This is a genomic window from Bacillus sp. JJ1127 (assembly GCF_036965845.1).
In the GTDB taxonomy this organism is placed as follows: Bacteria; Bacillota; Bacilli; order Bacillales; family Bacillaceae_G; genus Bacillus_A.
Genome location: NZ_JBALQK010000068.1, coordinates 13,026 through 30,360, shown reverse-complemented (window position 1 = coordinate 30,360; position 17,335 = coordinate 13,026). Strand labels below are relative to the sequence as shown.

Genomic DNA, 17,335 nt, shown 5'->3' with positions numbered 1-17,335 from the left:
GAATATTCTTTATAATTTTATATAAAATACAAAATTTAGTAAATAAATATCTTTTTCCTCCTACAAGTGCTTCCACACTTGCTGATTGTTCTGCTCGTTTTTGTAAAAGTTGTTGTAGTTTACTAAAAATCAAATTTGATGACATTTATTCATTACATAAAAATATCCCGATACCTATAAAAGGACCGGGATATTTTCAAATCATATATAAAGATTACTTTTATTCATAATATATTTAATATACTGGTCTGCACTTCTCTCGATATCTTCATCCTTTAGTTGATACTCTGCTCCATACAACATAAATGTTGGTATGAACTGCATCCCTGTGTATAGACAAGTTGCCTGAAATGGCTTTGTTAGTTCATTCATTGTAAGCCCATCTTTATACTGCGTTTCTAATCCCCCTATAGAAATCGCCAAACCAAATTCTTTATTACGCACTTTATCTCCTGTAGAACCATACGCAAAACCGTACGTCAGCACATCATCAAACCACTTCTTTAGTAATGGTGGTGAGCTATACCAATAAAACGGAAACTGAAATATGTAACGATCGTGTTCTAATAATAGCCTTTGCTCATAATCAATATCAAATTCCCAATTAGGAGCTGCTTTATACAGTTCATGCACTGTTATCTCATCAGAATACTTTTTTAATTCTTCTACCCATCTTTTATTAATCCGTGACTCTTCAATATTAGGATGTGCTACAATTACAAGTGTTTTCATCAATTATCTTCTCCCTTATGAAAAATGAAATCCTTTAGTATTAGTATGTATTAGTTACATATAATTGAAAAGTACGTACTTTCAGGTGCTATAGGAACCTTAAAGTACCTATGGAGGTGTAATATGAAGATGAATCATAACTTTCCTATTGCTACTACTCTTGAAGTCCTCGGAGGAAAATGGAAGAGTAGTATTTTATGCATTCTTATGAATGGAACGAAGCGGACACACGAACTGAAACGTGCGATCCCAGATATTACACAAAAAGTTCTGACGCAACAGCTGCGACAACTGGAAGCTGATGGAATTATCCATCGTACTGTATATCAAGAAGTTCCCCCAAGAGTTGAGTACACAATAAGTGAATACGGAAAATCTTTAATTCAAATTATGAATGAACTGTGTGAATGGGGAAAAGATCATCAAGTCAAAAAATCAACAAAACAAAAGAACCCATAAATTTTTATTTAGGTTAGATAAGTGAAACAGTTGAAATTAAAAGGACCACACATATTAAACATGTCTAAAATGTGTGGTCCTAATTTATTTGTAGCTTTGAAATAAAGTTTGATCAAAAATACCCCTCAAGCCAGCATTTTACAATAAATAAAAAGCATCCATCTTGAAAAAAGATTGATCATTTTTTACTTATGTTGTTCAATGATAGCGCACTATAATGGAAGATCGTTTCTTAAAATTCTATATAAAAGGGTTGTTTATTTTCATCCAAACTGTATTCAATTCTTTGCCTGAAATTCATAAAAGTTACCATTTCTAAAGCTTGCTCAATAGGATAGAACCCTACTTCCAAACTTTCTGGTGTAGTCGTTAATTTGCCTCCAACTGGTTTAGCTAAGAACAACGTATTACATATTGAATGGTTCACATTTTGGAATACTCCACAAAATTTTAAAACCTCAATATCAATACCTGTTTCCTCTTTAGTTTCCCTTATTGCAGCATCTTTCAAAGATTCTCCTTCTTCAACTTGTCCACCTGGCATTTCCCAACCTCTTCTAGGTCCCTTGATCAATAGAATTTCTTTTTGTTCATTGATTACAATAGTCGCTGCTGAAACTATATGTTTTGGCGGTGAATAAATATTTTGTGTGCTTTGTTCCAATTGACTTCCTCCATTTCTATAAATTTAGTATGTTTATCTTTATACAGCAACCTTACTCTTTTCTGGAATAACTTACTATTTCAAAATGAACCATTCAATTCCCTTCCTTATTCCAAAATATGGTCCGATTGCAGAACGAAAAAATCCTGCATCAATACAGGACTTTTGATCAATCTTTTTTAACACACGTTCTTTCCTCATAAGTATTACTTCTCCTCATTTTTTCTGCACACTCTTATTTACTAGGAAGCTCTGATAGACGTTCCTCATAATTTTTAGATAATAAAATATTTAGCACACCTATCATATTATTTGTTTCTTGTCGTGCTTTTTCATATGCTTCTGAAAAAGCTGCTTTATTATTTTCTGGTTTTTCAATGTTCGCTAATTTGTTCCACGTTTTCTTCATCATTTCATTCTTTTGATATAACCCTAAATCTGTTTCGGATTGTACTACAGGTGCCATATAATCAAAGTCTCCACCTTTTCGAAGATATGCAAGCGCCCCTGTAATCTCTGCATTTGAAAAATCCCCTTTTCTTGCCGGAACTTCCAGTACACGAAATGCCTGAACGGACACATATACCGCTTTGACTAGTGCTCTTTCTAAATTTGTTGCTTCATCCCATGATTTATATTGAATGGAAGGATTTTGTCCTACAGTCATAAATGTAAGCCCTTCCTTAACCAAATTAGCAGGCGCATTTTCAAGGGGTTCTCCCGTACGAATATTCAGAACCTGATCACCGTAATTACAAATATTCGTTGTTCGGCCTTCTTCCCCCGTAATTCGACGAATTGGATGATCTGTGTAGAATATATATCCACGTTTATCGGTATGTTGCTTTAATTCTTCTACTGTTGTTGCAACTCCAATTTGTCCCTCTTCTTTCTCTTGTGCATCTTGTTTTTTCTCTGTAGAATTTTTTTCTTTTTGATTAAATGACGTATTTTCTTTTTTCTCCTCTACTGGCTTTGCTGCTTCTTTTTCAGCACAAGCAGACAATGTTAATACTGCAACAATCGTTATTAGATTTAATACTTTATACCTCATGTCATTTCCCCCTCCATATTCATTATACATACAAAAATTAACAAAAACTAACACAATCTTCTTATCATTCGCACTTTTCTAGCCCTACAGTTACATCATCCATTCACTCTTGAAATATGCTATTTATCCAATAGAACACCTACAATTATTCTGATATTTGCGATGTAACATAAAAAAGAACTTGGTGTATCCCAAGTTCTTTCTCCTCTTTAAAAATAAATTTTTGAAACATCTCTATTATCTCATGTTAGTCGCATACCATCCACACTCTCTCCAAATACCTTTTAAGAAAAAACATGGATAAAGTAATAAATACAGATTAGGAATCCACCAAGATACATCGAAATCTAAACGGATTGTCCAAAATACAAGTGCCTGTAATCCTGAACAAAAAGTTAAGATTAATGACAGAAAAGCAAAGTGACTCCAAATTTGTTTGTGCTTATAATATAAATATAAACTTACAAAACCTGTAAAAGAAATCAGCAAATCCAGTGGTAAAAAAGACCAGTTCCATGCCACCAAAATAGGATTTTGATAGTCTTTAAACAAATATTCTTGTGGAATCATATGGCAAATTGTTATGAACCAATATACGATAAACCCGATATCCGTAATCAAAAAGAAGTATTTTAAACGCTTCAATTTACACGTTCCTCCACTGCCTCTTTTTTCTTATCACTATGACCTGCAGCACTAAAGTTCAACGTAACCACTCCAATCAAAATGAAAAGAATGGACAACACTTTAATAAGATTCATGTTTTCGTTGAAATAAAAGAATCCTATTATCGTAATCGTAACAATTCCCATCCCTGACCAAACCGCATATGCAATTGAAACTTCCATCCCCTTTAATGCAAGTGAAAGGAATGCAAAGCTTACTACATAAAATATAAGAATCAGAACGCTTGGAACAAGCTTAGATAATCCATCAGATAGTTTCATTGCAGTTGTACCAGCTACTTCAAATAGAATTGCTAAGCATAAATAAATCCACTGCATCATTCTCCCACCCTCTATCTTTGATTAGAAATTCCATACAGCAACATATCCATAACAGATTCAAGCATACTTCCTAATGTATATTCATTCTTTTCAATAAACATTGGATCATATATGCGGTTCAGAGCTCCTAAATATAGTTCAATAAAAAATGGAATTTGAATTTCCCTAAGACTCCCTTCCTGCATACCTTCTTCCATTAATCGTATTACTACGAGCCATCCATCACGTAAAAACTGATCTAGTTTCAGCCATTGGTTATAATGATATTTTTTCAATTCTAATAATAAACGCACATCCATAAATTGAAATTCTTGTGGAATACAAATTAAAATGCGTCTTATTTTTTCAATTGTTTGTAACGTATCATCTTCAGCGATACTTTTTTCCTTTTCTTGAATACTTTCTATTACAGTACGAATAACTTCATCTACTATCTCATCTTTTGAAGAGAAATGCTCATAGATTGTACGCTTACTAACAGCTAATTGTTTTGCTAAATCACTAATTGTAAACGTGAAACCCTTTGTTTGAATTAAATGAACTGTTTCCACTACAATTCTTTGTTTCATAATCTGCCCCCTAAACCATTGGTACCAATTTAGTTTTATTGGTACCAACATCATTTTACAATATCTAACATTCAATACGCAACTAATATCAATAATTTTCTTGCAAATTAAACATAGATAGAGTTGTTTTTACTGGATACGGATGTGGTTTTCTTTGATCCTCTTCTAACCTCCATCCAAATACTGGATTAGGAACGAACCCGCAATGTTTTTCATAATCTCTCTTAATACAACTACTCTCAGAATGGATTTCAAGTGTTTCAATTTACATGTTCCTTCACTACATCTCTTTTATTTTCACCATGTCCTGCACTGCTAAAGTTCAAAGTAACAACTCTAATCAAGTGACCTTATTTTCAAACTATGCCTGAGGTTCTGTGTCTTTAATTCAAACTCTGTATTATAATTACGTATGTGGTGAAACTGATATCTAAAAAGGGGCGACTCTATTATGTACAAACTCAAAACAACAGAAACCAACAATAGTGTAATTGAGTTTATTGAAAATGTTGACAACCTTAAAAAACGTGAAAACGCATATCAATTATTAGATATATTTACTGAAACAACGGGTTATCCAGCGAAGATGTGGGGACCGAGCATTATTGGATTTGGTACATACCATTATAAATATGCATCCGGTCATGAAGGCGATGCACCATTAGTAGGCTTTTCACCCCGAAAAGCCAAAATTAGTTTATATTTTGCAACTGGTGATCCTGAGCGAGAAGAACTATTAAAGGAATTTGGAAAATACACGTCTGGAAAATCGTGTATATACATTAATAAAGTAGCAGACATTGATATTAATGTTCTAAAAGCGCTAATCAAACAATCTGTAAGTTTTTTGAAAGAAACATATCCAAATCATTAATGTGTGTATAGCAAATGTGGGTTTGCGAGGTGTTTTTGATCAAACTTTTTACAAAGCTACAATTATAGATGGCATATCCCGGATTTCCCAAAAGTACAGACTTTCCCAAAAATCCCTTCATTTATCTAATTAATGTCGAATTCTGTTTCCTTTACCGTAGTTAAAGGGAGCATCAGTAACTGATGCTCCCTTTTTTGTAATGAACACTATTTAACATCTTAATAATTCTCACGAGGGAGGGGTGCTTGGTGACATCTTGTTTATGGTACACAGTCCCATTTTATTAAAGATTAGCGTCCTTTTAAATATTATCCGTTATGATTGAGTAACAATTGGCTGTGTTTCTTTGACAGTGTCCACACTATTATTACTTGCCAATTTTAAAGTAATTAATGTGAAAAGGCCGATTATTAGTAATCCTGATAAAATAAACATTCCTTGGGTAAATGCTACAGATCCAAGAATCATCGGTCCTACAAATCCGCCTAATGCCGCAAATGAATTGACTAAAGCGATACCAACAGGTGCGGTAGACTCGGTGAAGAAAAATGTCATGTAGGCAAAGAAACATCCAGTAAATCCAAATAATCCAGCAGATGTAATTGTTAACATAAGTACCATCATAAAGACGCTTTCTGAAAAGCCACATCCGATAAAGCCCAATACTGAGATAATAAAGCAAACAATTAAATGTTGTTTATACGCATTCGTTCGATCCGAATACCATCCGACAAATATAATAGCCGGAATACCTACTAATGAAGGAATCATGGCTAACCAGCCTATTTCTAAGTTGGTCGTGGCAATTTCTGATAATGATTTAATGATGGTTGGCATCCAGAATGACAAACCATAGATACCTGTATAAACAGCAAAATATAGCACAGATAACTTCCAAACCTTTGAATCCTTCAGCATATCTAGTTTTGAGACTTTATTTACTTTTGAACTTACTTGCCGTTCAGCACTCAATTCGCCCTCCAGCCAATCTCTTTCTTCCTTCGATAACCATTTTGCTTTTGCAGGTCTATTTGTTAAGAAGAAAATAGTAAGAACACCTAAGATAATGGCCGGGATGCCCTCAATGATAAACATCCATCTCCATCCTGACATATTGAGCCAAAATATGTTATCAATAATCCACGTTGACACTGGTGCGCCGATTAGGCCGCCTATCGGTAAAGCCAGCAGTAATGCAGCTGTTGCTCGTCCTCTTTCACGAGCTCTAAACCAATAAGTTAAATACAAAACAATTCCAGGAAAAAATCCGGCTTCAGCAATACCTAATAGAAAACGCAGGATGTATAAATGTGTCGTCGTTTGCGCGAAACCAGTTAAGATTACTATAATTCCCCATGAAAGCATAATCCGGGCAATCCAAATGCGCGCCCCAACTTTATGCATAATCATGTTACTTGGGACTTCAAAAAAGAAATAACCAATAAAGAAAATACCGGAAAGAAGACCGAAAACTTCAGCAGATAAAGCTAATTCTGCATTCATTTCTAAAGCAGCATAGCCTAAGTTTACCCGGTCTAAGTAAGCAACAACATATAGAATTAATATAGTTGGGAGAATGCGTTTCATCGTTTTACGGATTGTACTTTTTTCTATAGCCTTAATATTCTGATTCATCAAATCCCCCCCTGTCTGTTTCATTAGCTTTGTACATTTTCTAAAATAATGGCAATGCCTTGTCCGCCGCCAATACAAAGCGAAGCTAATCCATATTTAACGTTTCTTCTCCTCATTTCAAGTGCTAAAGAATAGGTGATTCTAGCACCGCTTGCGCCTACAGGATGGCCTAATGCAACAGCCCCTCCGTTCACATTCACCTTTTCCTTATCGACACCTAACTCTTTAATTACAGCAATAGATTGTGAAGCAAATGCCTCATTAAATTCGAACAAGCCAATATCATCTAAGCTTAAACCAGCCTTTTCTAATGCTTTTTTGCTTGCTGGTACTGGGCCAATACCCATAATGCTCGGGTCAACCCCTGCAACGCCCCATGTTACAATTTTCGCAAGCGGCTTTAAGTTATGTTCACTCACATACTCCTCAGATGCGACTAACACAGCAGCTGCACCATCATTAATGCCGCTCGCGTTCCCTGGTGTAACAGTCCCATCCTTTTTAAAAGCGGGCTTCAATTTTGCTAAACCTTCTACAGATGCACCTTCACGAATATACTCATCCGTATCAAAAATGACTTCCTTGCCTTTTCTACCTTTTAACTTAACCGGAACAATTTCCTCTGCAAAACGGCCGCTATCTCTTGCTGCAATGGCTTTCTCTTGTGATTCCACAGAAAACTGATCCTGCTCTTCTCGGGAAATTGAATATTTTTCAGCTAAGTTTTCAGCTGTCATCCCCATTCCACAGCCAACGTAGTTATCTGTTAATGTTTCCCATAACATATCATCAACTTTTGGTGCTTTATTTGGTGAGCCAAAGCGCGTGCCTCTTAATACATGCGGTGATAAGCTCATATTTTCGGTTCCTCCAGCGACAACTACTTTTGCATCCCCAGAAGCAATGGACTGTGCGGCAGATACGATAGACTGCATGCCCGAACCGCATAATCTATTAAGTGTAAGCGCAGATGATGACTCTGCCATGCCGCTTTTTAAACCGATATGTCTGGCTAAATAAGCAGAGCTACTGCTTGTATGAATAATATTTCCAAATATGATTTCATCTACATTAGAAGCTTGAATTCCGCTTCTTTTCAATGCCTCTTCCGTTGCTGCTACGCCCAAATCGATATCGGTCACATCTTTTAATCCCCCGCCAAAAGTACCAAAGGCTGTTCTTGCTCCGTCAACAATATAAGTTGCCATTCTTTTTCCTCCTCTTTTTTTATTACATGCCGCCTGCGACTTTAATATGTTCTCCTGTAATACCTCCTGCTGCACCTGTCACAATAACTGTTCTTTGCTTGCCCATGTGTGGCCCTTCATTCTTCACTTATTACTTACGAGTGTTAAATCATTCAAATACTCTAAATCAAAACCAACCTTTTTACTTAATTCTTGTATTGAAATCTCTTCCAACATTTCTACAACTTTTACACCTTTATTCGTAAATTTAAAAACAGCGTAATCGGAAACAAATAAATCTACTTTTCGAATCCCGCTAGTTTCATATGATAATTCCTTGACTAATTTAGACATTCCATCCTTTGCAAACAAGGTAGCTGCGACAATAACCTTTTTTGCTCCTGTCACTAAATCCATCGCTCCACCAACGCCTAAAATTGGCTGATTCGGAACGGCCCAGTTGGCAATTTCACCATGAACATCCACCTGAAGTGTGCCTAAAACTGCTACGTCAATATGACCACCTCTAATCAAAGCAAAAGAATCAGCACTATCAAAAAATGAGGCACCTTTTAAATAGGTAACCGGTTCTTTTCCTGCATTAATTAAATCAATATCTAAATTTTCCTCTGCAGGAGAAGGTCCCATACCTAACAATCCATTCTCAGATTGTAAATAAACCTCTTTATCACCTAAATAGGAAGCAACCAAAGTAGGAATTCCAACTCCTAAGTTAACAATCTGTCCATCTTCTAATTCTTCGGCAATCCTCTTAGCAATAATTTGTCTTTTATCTTGACTCAACATAATCACTTCCTACCTTTGAATATTTGCTTTGGATGACATAATCCACATACGCATGAGGCGTCACAACAAATTCTGGGTCCAGCTCACCAACTTCAACAATTTCATTAACTTCGGCAATGACTATTTTTCCAGCTGTAGCCATCATAGGGTTAAAGTTTCTAGCTGTCGTATGGTACACTAAATTTCCAATTCTATCTGCTTTATCCGCCTTTATAATAGCGACATCACCTTTAATAGCCTTTTCAAAAATGTATCTCTCTCCATCAATTTCTCTTTCCTCTTTGCCCTTGCTTAATTCAGTACCAACGGCGGTTCTTGTGTAAAAACCACCTATTCCGGCACCGCCGCAGCGAATTGCTTCAGCTAATGTACCTTGAGGTAGCAAATCGATTTCAAGCTCGCCTTTAGACCAGGCTATTACCGCTTCTTTATTAATGGAAAAAAAGGAGCCAATTGCTTTTTTTATTTTTCCCTGCATGAATACTTTATGTAATCCTTGTCCAAGATCCCCTAAATTATTACTAACAATCGTTAAATCACGAATATCTGTTTCTAATAGTTCATCAATGATCGTTAAAGGTGTTCCTGATAAGCCAAAGCCTCCTGTTAAAATTACATCTCCACTCTTGAAATACTTTCTTATTTCACTAGACTCAATGACTTTATCCATTATTTCCCCTCCATTTCTTTATAAAGTGCTTTCTTTTTCAGTTAAAATAAGAAATCGTTGTGATTTTATGTTTATTTACACTTTTTGTTCGAGAAGTTTTCGGGTATAGATGGTCACCCATTTCCTTGGCAGCAGCCCCACAGATTTAGCCATGAGTTTATTTTTAAAACCCGGGATGATTACCCTCTTATTCTTCATTAACCCTTCAAAGCCGCACTTGGCAACCATTTGTGGATCCAACATGTTCTTATTGAACACTTTTGTGCCTGCTCCGGCGAATTGCTGCGTGAGCGGTGTTTTAGTAAAGTCTGGACATAATACGGAAACTTGAACGCCGGTTCCTTTCAGTTCTTCAGCAATCGCTTCCGAAAAGGATAAAACGTACGATTTGCTTGCTCCATACATCGACATCCGTGGAACTGGTTGAAAGGCCGCTAATGAAGCCACGTTTAAAATTTTACCTTGCTTTCGTTTCACCATGTCATCCGTAAAAAGCCTGGTTAAATAGGTAAGCGAGATCATATTGAGCTGCAGATATTCCATTTCTTTCTGAATATCCATTTCCGTCATGAACCCGAACCCGCCAGCTCCGGCATTATTAATCAAAATATCAATGTCAATTCCCTCGGTTTTCAAGTGTCGATGCAAGCTCTCTACCGTCGTATAGCTACTCAAATCGCCGGCAAAAGTATTCACTTGTATGCCATAATCCTTTTTAAAATTCTCAGCTTGTTGTCCCAACAACGTTACGTCCCTGGCGACTAACACTAAGTTATAGCTATGGCTTGCGAAAATTTTAGCAAATTCCAAACCGATTCCTTTTGTAGCACCTGTAATTAAAACAGTTTCTGTTGACATCCGTCTCCTCCCCATGTATTATTTATCCCGCATTAACGAGCAGTAAGACCCCCACCTCAAGATTAAGAGAAAATCGAAGAAGATAGGTGGAGGATAACTACCCGTAAAAGCCCGATTGGTTCAACTAACCATCAGTGGGGGGATGAAGCCCCCCACTGATGGAAGTTTCACTTTATCCAGTTCTGAAATAAGAAAGCGCTTTATCCACACCTTAAACGATAGATTCAGAATCTGTTACGCCAATGCTAAAATAAGCGCTCGTCTCCCTAATACTTCGATTTCTTTCACAACTTTCTCGTGGCCCTCTATTTGACGTGAACATACTACAACGTTTGCATCTTCCTTTACCAATGCAAGCACTTTCAGGAGCCGTTAACCTGCTACTATCTTCAGAAACTATTTCTGTCTGTCCTGTTAAACCAAACAATTGTTTAGATGACATTCTAGACACCTCCATTATTTAGAATATTTCAAATTTTATAAATATTCTTATTGTCTTTGATTATACTCATAAATTATAATTAAATAAAATTAAAGATTTTAATTTGTAAGTAAGTATTACTAATATTCAAAAAAGGGGGTTGATCATGAATATTGAGCAATTAGTATATATTATTGAGGTCTCAAAACACAGTTCTCTGACTATAGCAGCACAGAATCTTCATGTGACCCAATCCACGATCAGCCAGTCCATTACAAGCTTAGAAAAGGAGTTAGGGATTAAAATTCTTAATCGCTCAAGGGGACACGGTGCTGTGCCGACCGATGAAGGTAAAATCATTCTAAAACTTGCCTACGGCGTACTGAGAAAAATTGAAGAAATAAAAGAGACGGCCAACTTATTCAATTCCATGGAAGTGGGGGAACTAAGATTATCTTCTTTACCTGGATTAACGACGTTTCTAGTGAAATCTATAGCCGCTTTTAGACATGAATATCCACACGTAAATGTGGAAGTTGCCGAAAAAAGTGGGTCTGCTATCATTGAAGATATTCGACAACATAAGACCGACATCGGACTGATTACGTATTCAGCTGATTTAAACATAAATATGGAAGGAATAGCTTTTGAAACACTATTTGAAGGAAAACAGAAAGTATATGTTTCTAAACATTCTCCCTTGGCGTTCCTTGGCACCATAACTCCGCAGGATATACTTGATCAAACTCTCGTCACATATAACGGTGAATTTATGCAGGATTTTATTCAAGATTTCTTTAACAAATATAAACCCTTAAAAGTCCTATTTACATCAAATAATGCAGATGGAGTTCTCCAAGCCATCATTGAAAGTTTAGCTATTACATTTGCTCCTGATTTCATAATGAAAAATTATTCCCCTGTCATCAATGGTGATATCATTCCAATTGATTTGATGAATCATAGGACTGTAAATATTTCTTTAGGACTGGTTCGATCAGAGAATAAACATTTATCCACTTTTACCAACAAATATATTCATTATCTAAAATCCAAAATTATTCAGAGCTAAGAAAGAAAAAAAGAGAAGCATCTTCGTCGCATGTGAACGACTAGCTTCTCTTTTTTTACGAATCTATCTTTTAAAATTTTGTTACATCTACAGGTTCAATTCCTTCAGCCGCACAGTGGTCATGGTATTTTTTCAGGAATGACTCAAAATTATCTCTGGCAATAATTTCTCCATTCTCACCTAAATAGTCTAATGTTCCTTCAACAATATTCAATGTAATAACTTCTTCCTCCCCTACAGCCTGAGGTGTATGTGAGGAGCCAGCTGGCTCATAAACAACATCACCAGCTTTGGAGACCCAAGGATCTTCGAGATATCTCCAAGTACCTTGAACAGTATAAACAATGACCGTACCAGGATGAAAATGAGCTGGAAGTTGCATAGCCGCAGGAACTTTTAATAGCGTAACCGTCTGTCCTGTCACCGGATTGACCTTAAGCAATTTAAACTTCGCATCTCCAAAATAAGGAATCCAAGGTAAATCATCTGGACAAATATTATTGGCATGAAATGCCACTACATCTTTTACATTTTTTACGTTACTCACTTATATCCCCTCTTTCAATTTTTTGAAATCCGCATACTGATAACGCTTACACTAGTCGGCTAATTAACTGTTGCGAATTTATTATTTTTAGTATATTCATAATTTTTAATTAAGTAAAATTATTATTTTTAACTTACACTTAAGTTGTATTAATTTACACCATCAGCTTGGTATATTCACGAACTAAGTTTCATTATTTGGGAGAAATTTACTTAGCGCCAAGTCCCCCATCAAGAGTCAATATTTGTCCTGTACAATAATCAGAAGCTGCTGAAGCAAAATAAAGGACTGCTCCTACTAAATCATTGTCTCTACCTAACCTCCTTACTGGAACTTGGGAGGCGATAAGCGGGCCAGCCTTATGTACAAGTGTTCCCGGTATTTCTGGATTATTCATTCCAGTAGTGAAAACTCCAGGAGCAATGGAATTCACATGCACCCCATGGCGACCCCACTTAACTGCAAGATCCTTCGTTAAAGTCATAACTGCCCCCTTACTTGTTGTATATCCTACAGAATCTACAGCTTCTGGGTCAGTACCTTTAAAGCCGATTGAAGAAGAAATGTTAATGATTTTTCCGTATTCGTTGTCAATCATATGTCTTCCAACAGCCTGACACATTAAAAATGTTCCTGTCACATTTGTATCGAGCATAGATTGCCATTGTTCTAAAGGCATTTCCGTAGCAGGCGTTTCAAAAACCGTTCCGCTACTGTTGACTAAAATTTCGATTTTCCCAAAATGAGAGACCGCTTTCTCCACACCTTGAGCGACAGATTCAGGAACTGTTACATCCAATGATACAGCCAGTGCTTGTCTTCCTAACGCCTCGATTTCTTTCACAACTTCTTCGCAAACCTCTATACGACGCGAACAAACTACCACGTTTGCTCCAGCCTCAGCCAATGCCAGTGCCATTACACGTCCTAACCCGCTACCACCTCCGGTAACCATTGCTGTCTGTCCTGTTAGATCAAACAATTGTTTAGATGACATTCTAGATCCCCTCCTAAATTAAGAATATTCAAAATTTTTAAAACACATCATGTTATTGATTATACTCATAAGTCATAATTAAATAAAATTAAAAATTTTAATGTGTAAGTAAGTATTACTAATATTCAAAATGGATACAGTCATGAACATTGAACAATTACTATAAATATGGACGGAGTTCTGCAAGTCATTATTGGAAGCCTGGCTATTACATTTGCTCCTGATTTCATAATGAATAATTATCCCCCTGTCATAAAGGGGGAAATCATTCCGATTGATTTGGATTCGTAAGCTCTTAAATATTTCTTTTAGGTTGGTTTAAACAGAGAATCCGCTGCTTTTTTGCTACGTGCGAAGCACCAAATTCTGTTATACACAAACTATTTTACTTCATCCTCTATGTCAATATGATCATCAGAGTAAGTCTCAGACATCTTCTCTTGACAATTCCAGCACTCACTGCGATTTCGCTCCATAATGGCTAATTCTTCATGACAATGTACACAACGATCCATTTATGCAACCTCCTTTTCATATTTACTTATTTCTTTCCCTCCTCGATCTATCCATCAATGATTTCTAAATACTCACTTGCTCCTCTGCTTTTATCGTTATGTGACTTTGCTTCGCGGGACGTACAACAATCAAAAACAATAATCCGATAACGAACATACCTAAAGAAGTTACTTGAAATCCATAACGATATCCCATTGCCTCAGTCGCTGCATATTGGATAAAATAACCGAATACGAGCGGAGCAATAATACTTGTTGAGCTTGCAAGAGCAACGTAGGTCCCTTGTGCTTTTCCGATGTTTTGGGGAGAAAAAAAATCCATTAATATTGCGGGTGCGAGTGAAAGAATAACATACGCGAAGCCTGGAGCAAGGGTGAAGAATAGAATGGATATAGCAGTTGAATTTACAGTACTTGCCATATATACACAAAGAGCAGATAGCACCATCATGAAACCGGCAATGTTTATCCGTGCTTTACGAATATCCCCAGTTTTACGATAAATCCTGTCTGATAGCATGGAAAATCCAATTTGACTAATCGCAGCGAAAAGAAAAGGTAAAGACACAGCTAGTTTTAATGTTTGATTATTAAAATGTTGAACTTTGGTAAAGTATGCCGGAAACCATATCGCTTGAACGGACAATAACCAATAGGCACAACCTCCACACAAAACAATAAAAACAAAATTCTTAGACAAAAGATGTGGAAGAAACTGACGCCATGAAACTTTAGAGAGGGTTGATGAATGCTCCTCCTCTTGATGAAAAGAAGGCAACCCGATTTCTTGTGGACTTTCTTTACCGAAAATGACCCATAAAACTAACACAATCAGTCCAACAATTCCCATGGCTATAAAAGCAGCTCTCCATCCATATTGATTGATCAAGGAGATTAATAATGGTGAAGCAATTGCAGGCCCAATTGTTGCTCCACAGAGAACAGCGCCAAAGCCTATACCATGTCTATATTTTGGGAACCATTTTCCCACTATAGCCGTTGATAGAGCAGGGGCTGCGCCTTCGCCTGCTCCCAAGAGTATCCTTGTAAGCAGTAGCAAAGACAGACTGGAAACAAAAGGTGTAATAAATTGAACAGTCAACCATACCAGCGACATCCAAGTTAACATTTTTTTCGTGTTTTTGGAATCAGCCATGCCACCAAGAATGATAGAAGAAAAGGTAAAGAACCAAAAGAAGGAACTTCCCACCAATCCCCATTGTGAAGGACTTAAATGTAACTCCTTCATTACGGAAACGGAAGCCAAACCAATGATAATTTTATCAACTTGGTTGATCATACCGGAAGCAACTAAAAATAATAATATAATCCAAGAATATTTTGGGGTGCTCAATATAAAAATCTCCCCTTACTTTTTTCTATTTAGGGAAAACCTTTGTTTGAATTCTGAAAGGTACTCCCCATCACATGAATCAATTGGTGTTCTTATAAAACGTTTTATAAAGGTAAGTCTTTCGGGCTTAAGCTCACGACTAAACTCCTGATATTTATTAAATCCATTACCTTATGTTTTCTACAATACCACCAGCTGTTTTTTCACGAACGGGAATACCGCCGCGACCCGCTTTCCCTGTTTTCTCATCAATAAACATCGCAAAATCAGGGGCAATTTCTCGGCCATTTGGCATCGTAAGCCACAATCTTAGTAAATGACGTTTGCGTTCCGGTTCTTCATAGTCTTCGTATTGAGTACGTGAGTGAAGAACGGTATAATTATTGACGAATTGCATATCACCTGGTTCCAACATCATATCAATATGCATGTTTTCATCATGAAGGAGGGAATCCATTAAGTCATATGCTTCAATTTCAACTTTTGACAAATGGATACCTGTTTTCGCTTGTGCTGATTCGACATATCCGCGATTATATCTGCAGCTCAATTTACCATCATAATAACTAAAGACTGGTGATGAATATACCGGAGATTCTCCTGGTGCTTCCTCACCACGACGATCCAAGAAGTATGGATGATAGAGAATTCCAAGATACTCTGGGTACTTCTCAAGAATTTCATTATAAACAGCCATCGAACTTACGATACTACTGAACCCCCCAGATTTAGCTTTTCGAAGACTTAATAATCCGACTACGTCAGATCCATCTGGGTGAAAGGGAAGGTGTGCATTTGTTTGGTAACCTCGTACACTTGAATCATTTATATTGAGCCCTTGATCAATGACATGTCCTAAGAGATCACCTTTTGCGTTTTGCGTTACTGGGATGCCTAAGTGAACTCCGAGACCCCAATAAATGATGCTCGCTTCTTCATCCGTATACTTTTCCAGTGGTAATCCACGAATTAATAGGAACCCCCTCCCATTCTCCAGTTCGTCAACAAAGTAAGCGATTTCGTCAGAGAGATCAGAAATCGGGAAGTCCTCCTTGTTAAAATTAGGTGCTTTTAAACCCTTTTGTTTAACATGAAGTAAAGCGCTTTCAAGAGATTCGAGCGTTTTTTCGGACAAATAATAAACCCATGAATCATCTTTAGCTAGATCAATACCTTTCCACGCTACCGGTCCTTGAACTTTTTTCTTTAAAATGGACGACATAGATACGCCTCCTTCGTTTTCTCATGCAACTTTTAAATTTTCTCTGTTGTTTTCTTGGATAACTCCTTTAAAAATTCCACTTATCTAGGAAGCTTGTACTTCACCAGCTTATCCTAATAGAATCGGTCATCTATGGCCTAGTTTTGATGAGATAATATTGCAACCTTTGCTTTATCGGTTGTTTCTGATCTGTATAGAATTACTGCAAGTCTTTCTGGAAATGAGAGTGCTTTTATAAACATGATAGCTTGTTTCCTAATAAAAGATCGACTCCCTCTCTCCTCCCGAATCCTTTGTCAGACAAATTATCACTTATTAAATGCGGTCCTCCCTTCCATTTATATGTAAGCGCTTTTAATAACAACTATTGTGAACGTGTTAATTGTTATTAATTTCATTATATTCATAATTTTCAGTTAAATAAAATTAAAGATTTTAATGTGAAAGTAATTATTACTAATATTCAAAAAGGGTGTTTGGTAATGAACATTGAACAATTACTATATATTATTGAAGTCACAAAACACCATTCTCTGACTAGAGTAGCATGGAATCTTCATATGGCTCCATTCACGATCAACCAGCCCATTGCCAACTTACTAAAGTATCAGTTCTATTTTATTTACAAAATAGTTTTTTCTATTTTATATTAGTAGTACTTAATTACAAATTAAAATTTTTAATTTTATTT

At 36.5% G+C, this 17,335-nt stretch carries 21 protein-coding genes; 3 read left to right on the top strand and 18 right to left on the bottom strand.

The genetic code is table 11. From position 1 onward, the window contains the following. Positions 1-201 precede the first annotated feature (201 nt). Positions 202-732 (bottom strand): NAD(P)H-dependent oxidoreductase, encoded by a 531-nt coding sequence (locus V7183_RS08790; RefSeq protein ID WP_141523111.1) that lies wholly within the window; start codon positions 730-732, stop codon positions 202-204. Between the two features lie 123 nt (positions 733-855). On the opposite strand from V7183_RS08790, the gene V7183_RS08785 reads away from it, so the two are divergent. Then, positions 856-1,191, top strand: a complete 336-nt coding sequence (locus V7183_RS08785) for a winged helix-turn-helix transcriptional regulator (RefSeq protein ID WP_335359232.1) — start codon at positions 856-858, stop codon at positions 1,189-1,191. Between the two features lie 232 nt (positions 1,192-1,423). On the opposite strand, the gene V7183_RS08780 is transcribed toward V7183_RS08785, so the two are convergent. The 6 genes from V7183_RS08780 to V7183_RS08755 form a co-directional block, all read right to left on the bottom strand. Next, the gene (locus V7183_RS08780) at positions 1,424-1,855 is read right to left on the bottom strand and encodes an NUDIX hydrolase (RefSeq protein WP_097897844.1); all 432 of its coding nucleotides are present in this window, start codon (positions 1,853-1,855) and stop codon (positions 1,424-1,426) included. Positions 1,856-1,930: 75 nt separating this feature from the next. Beyond that, positions 1,931-2,056, bottom strand: a complete 126-nt coding sequence (locus V7183_RS08775) for a hypothetical protein (RefSeq protein ID WP_335359231.1) — start codon at positions 2,054-2,056, stop codon at positions 1,931-1,933. A 34-nt stretch (positions 2,057-2,090) separates the two neighbouring features. Beyond that, complete coding sequence (locus V7183_RS08770; RefSeq protein ID WP_335359230.1) at positions 2,091-2,909, bottom strand: hypothetical protein; 819 nt, start codon at positions 2,907-2,909, stop codon at positions 2,091-2,093. Between the two features lie 237 nt (positions 2,910-3,146). Further along, complete coding sequence (locus V7183_RS08765) at positions 3,147-3,554, bottom strand: DUF5360 family protein (RefSeq protein WP_097897842.1); 408 nt, start codon at positions 3,552-3,554, stop codon at positions 3,147-3,149. Next, the gene (locus V7183_RS08760; RefSeq protein WP_335359229.1) at positions 3,551-3,913 is read right to left on the bottom strand and encodes a DMT family transporter; all 363 of its coding nucleotides are present in this window, start codon (positions 3,911-3,913) and stop codon (positions 3,551-3,553) included. The genes V7183_RS08765 and V7183_RS08760 overlap by 4 nt, the downstream gene beginning before the upstream one ends. Before the next feature lie 14 nt (positions 3,914-3,927). Next, entirely contained in the window at positions 3,928-4,485 is a 558-nt protein-coding gene (locus tag V7183_RS08755; protein WP_097897841.1) for a TetR/AcrR family transcriptional regulator, read from the bottom strand. A gap of 451 nt (positions 4,486-4,936) precedes the next feature. Here V7183_RS08755 and V7183_RS08750 point away from each other — a divergent pair, with 451 nt between their 5' ends. Beyond that, a complete protein-coding gene (locus V7183_RS08750; protein WP_097897840.1) occupies positions 4,937-5,359 on the top strand; it encodes a DUF1801 domain-containing protein in 423 nt (140 codons plus the stop codon). Between the two features lie 315 nt (positions 5,360-5,674). Here V7183_RS08750 and V7183_RS08745 read toward each other — a convergent pair whose 3' ends face one another. From V7183_RS08745 to V7183_RS08720, 6 genes are all read right to left on the bottom strand, one after another. After that, positions 5,675-6,994, bottom strand: a complete 1,320-nt coding sequence (locus V7183_RS08745; RefSeq protein WP_335359228.1) for an MFS transporter — start codon at positions 6,992-6,994, stop codon at positions 5,675-5,677. A 23-nt stretch (positions 6,995-7,017) separates the two neighbouring features. Continuing rightward, positions 7,018-8,202 carry an acetyl-CoA C-acetyltransferase gene (locus tag V7183_RS08740; RefSeq protein WP_335359227.1) on the bottom strand — a complete coding sequence of 395 codons (1,185 nt, stop codon included), beginning with the start codon at positions 8,200-8,202 and terminating at the stop codon, positions 7,018-7,020. Between the two features lie 123 nt (positions 8,203-8,325). Continuing rightward, positions 8,326-8,988 (bottom strand): 3-oxoacid CoA-transferase subunit B, encoded by a 663-nt coding sequence (locus V7183_RS08735; RefSeq protein WP_335359226.1) that lies wholly within the window; start codon positions 8,986-8,988, stop codon positions 8,326-8,328. Next, the gene (locus V7183_RS08730; RefSeq protein ID WP_335359225.1) at positions 8,972-9,658 is read right to left on the bottom strand and encodes a CoA transferase subunit A; all 687 of its coding nucleotides are present in this window, start codon (positions 9,656-9,658) and stop codon (positions 8,972-8,974) included. Before V7183_RS08730 ends, V7183_RS08735 begins: the two co-directional genes overlap by 17 nt. A 75-nt stretch (positions 9,659-9,733) precedes the next feature. Then, complete coding sequence (locus V7183_RS08725; protein ID WP_335359224.1) at positions 9,734-10,516, bottom strand: SDR family NAD(P)-dependent oxidoreductase; 783 nt, start codon at positions 10,514-10,516, stop codon at positions 9,734-9,736. A 211-nt stretch (positions 10,517-10,727) separates the two neighbouring features. Further along, positions 10,728-10,958: a hypothetical protein gene (locus tag V7183_RS08720; protein ID WP_170958113.1), complete on the bottom strand. Its 231-nt coding sequence runs from the start codon at positions 10,956-10,958 to the stop codon at positions 10,728-10,730. Positions 10,959-11,103: 145 nt separating this feature from the next. Between V7183_RS08720 and V7183_RS08715 the strand changes: the two genes are divergently transcribed. Further along, entirely contained in the window at positions 11,104-12,009 is a 906-nt protein-coding gene (locus V7183_RS08715) for a LysR family transcriptional regulator (protein ID WP_097897835.1), read from the top strand. A 70-nt stretch (positions 12,010-12,079) separates the two neighbouring features. Here V7183_RS08715 and V7183_RS08710 read toward each other — a convergent pair whose 3' ends face one another. From V7183_RS08710 to V7183_RS08690, 5 genes are all read right to left on the bottom strand, one after another. Beyond that, positions 12,080-12,556: a 2,4'-dihydroxyacetophenone dioxygenase family protein gene (locus V7183_RS08710; protein ID WP_097897834.1), complete on the bottom strand. Its 477-nt coding sequence runs from the start codon at positions 12,554-12,556 to the stop codon at positions 12,080-12,082. A 208-nt stretch (positions 12,557-12,764) separates the two neighbouring features. Next, positions 12,765-13,553, bottom strand: coding sequence for an SDR family NAD(P)-dependent oxidoreductase (locus V7183_RS08705; protein ID WP_335359223.1), 789 nt, complete (start codon positions 13,551-13,553; stop codon positions 12,765-12,767). Between the two features lie 380 nt (positions 13,554-13,933). Next, positions 13,934-14,068, bottom strand: a complete 135-nt coding sequence (locus V7183_RS08700) for a hypothetical protein (RefSeq protein ID WP_255257293.1) — start codon at positions 14,066-14,068, stop codon at positions 13,934-13,936. A 64-nt stretch (positions 14,069-14,132) separates the two neighbouring features. Continuing rightward, positions 14,133-15,422, bottom strand: a complete 1,290-nt coding sequence (locus V7183_RS08695) for an MFS transporter (protein WP_335359222.1) — start codon at positions 15,420-15,422, stop codon at positions 14,133-14,135. 166 nt (positions 15,423-15,588) lie between these two features. Beyond that, on the bottom strand, positions 15,589-16,644 hold the full coding sequence (locus tag V7183_RS08690; RefSeq protein WP_335359221.1) for a TauD/TfdA family dioxygenase: 1,056 nt from the start codon (positions 16,642-16,644) through the stop codon (positions 15,589-15,591). Positions 16,645-17,335: the final 691 nt, after the last annotated feature.

Bases quoted from the DNA above. Each gene is read 5' to 3' on its own strand.
- V7183_RS08720 (WP_170958113.1), bottom strand. From the start codon at position 10,958: ATGTCATCTAAACAATTGTTTGGTTTAACAGGACAGACAGAAATAGTT.
- V7183_RS08730 (WP_335359225.1), bottom strand. From the start codon at position 9,658: ATGGATAAAGTCATTGAGTCTAGTGAAATAAGAAAGTATTTCAAGAGT.
- V7183_RS08770 (WP_335359230.1), bottom strand. From the start codon at position 2,909: ATGAGGTATAAAGTATTAAATCTAATAACGATTGTTGCAGTATTAACA.
- V7183_RS08715 (WP_097897835.1), top strand. From the start codon at position 11,104: ATGAATATTGAGCAATTAGTATATATTATTGAGGTCTCAAAACACAGT.
- V7183_RS08755 (WP_097897841.1), bottom strand. From the start codon at position 4,485: ATGAAACAAAGAATTGTAGTGGAAACAGTTCATTTAATTCAAACAAAG.
- V7183_RS08775 (WP_335359231.1), bottom strand. From the start codon at position 2,056: ATGAGGAAAGAACGTGTGTTAAAAAAGATTGATCAAAAGTCCTGTATT.
- V7183_RS08690 (WP_335359221.1), bottom strand. From the start codon at position 16,644: ATGTCGTCCATTTTAAAGAAAAAAGTTCAAGGACCGGTAGCGTGGAAA.
- V7183_RS08790 (WP_141523111.1), bottom strand. From the start codon at position 732: ATGAAAACACTTGTAATTGTAGCACATCCTAATATTGAAGAGTCACGG.
- V7183_RS08760 (WP_335359229.1), bottom strand. From the start codon at position 3,913: ATGCAGTGGATTTATTTATGCTTAGCAATTCTATTTGAAGTAGCTGGT.
- V7183_RS08725 (WP_335359224.1), bottom strand. From the start codon at position 10,516: ATGTCAACAGAAACTGTTTTAATTACAGGTGCTACAAAAGGAATCGGT.
- V7183_RS08740 (WP_335359227.1), bottom strand. From the start codon at position 8,202: ATGGCAACTTATATTGTTGACGGAGCAAGAACAGCCTTTGGTACTTTT.
- V7183_RS08750 (WP_097897840.1), top strand. From the start codon at position 4,937: ATGTACAAACTCAAAACAACAGAAACCAACAATAGTGTAATTGAGTTT.
- V7183_RS08705 (WP_335359223.1), bottom strand. From the start codon at position 13,553: ATGTCATCTAAACAATTGTTTGATCTAACAGGACAGACAGCAATGGTT.
- V7183_RS08745 (WP_335359228.1), bottom strand. From the start codon at position 6,994: ATGAATCAGAATATTAAGGCTATAGAAAAAAGTACAATCCGTAAAACG.
- V7183_RS08785 (WP_335359232.1), top strand. From the start codon at position 856: ATGAAGATGAATCATAACTTTCCTATTGCTACTACTCTTGAAGTCCTC.
- V7183_RS08700 (WP_255257293.1), bottom strand. From the start codon at position 14,068: ATGGATCGTTGTGTACATTGTCATGAAGAATTAGCCATTATGGAGCGA.
- V7183_RS08735 (WP_335359226.1), bottom strand. From the start codon at position 8,988: ATGTTGAGTCAAGATAAAAGACAAATTATTGCTAAGAGGATTGCCGAA.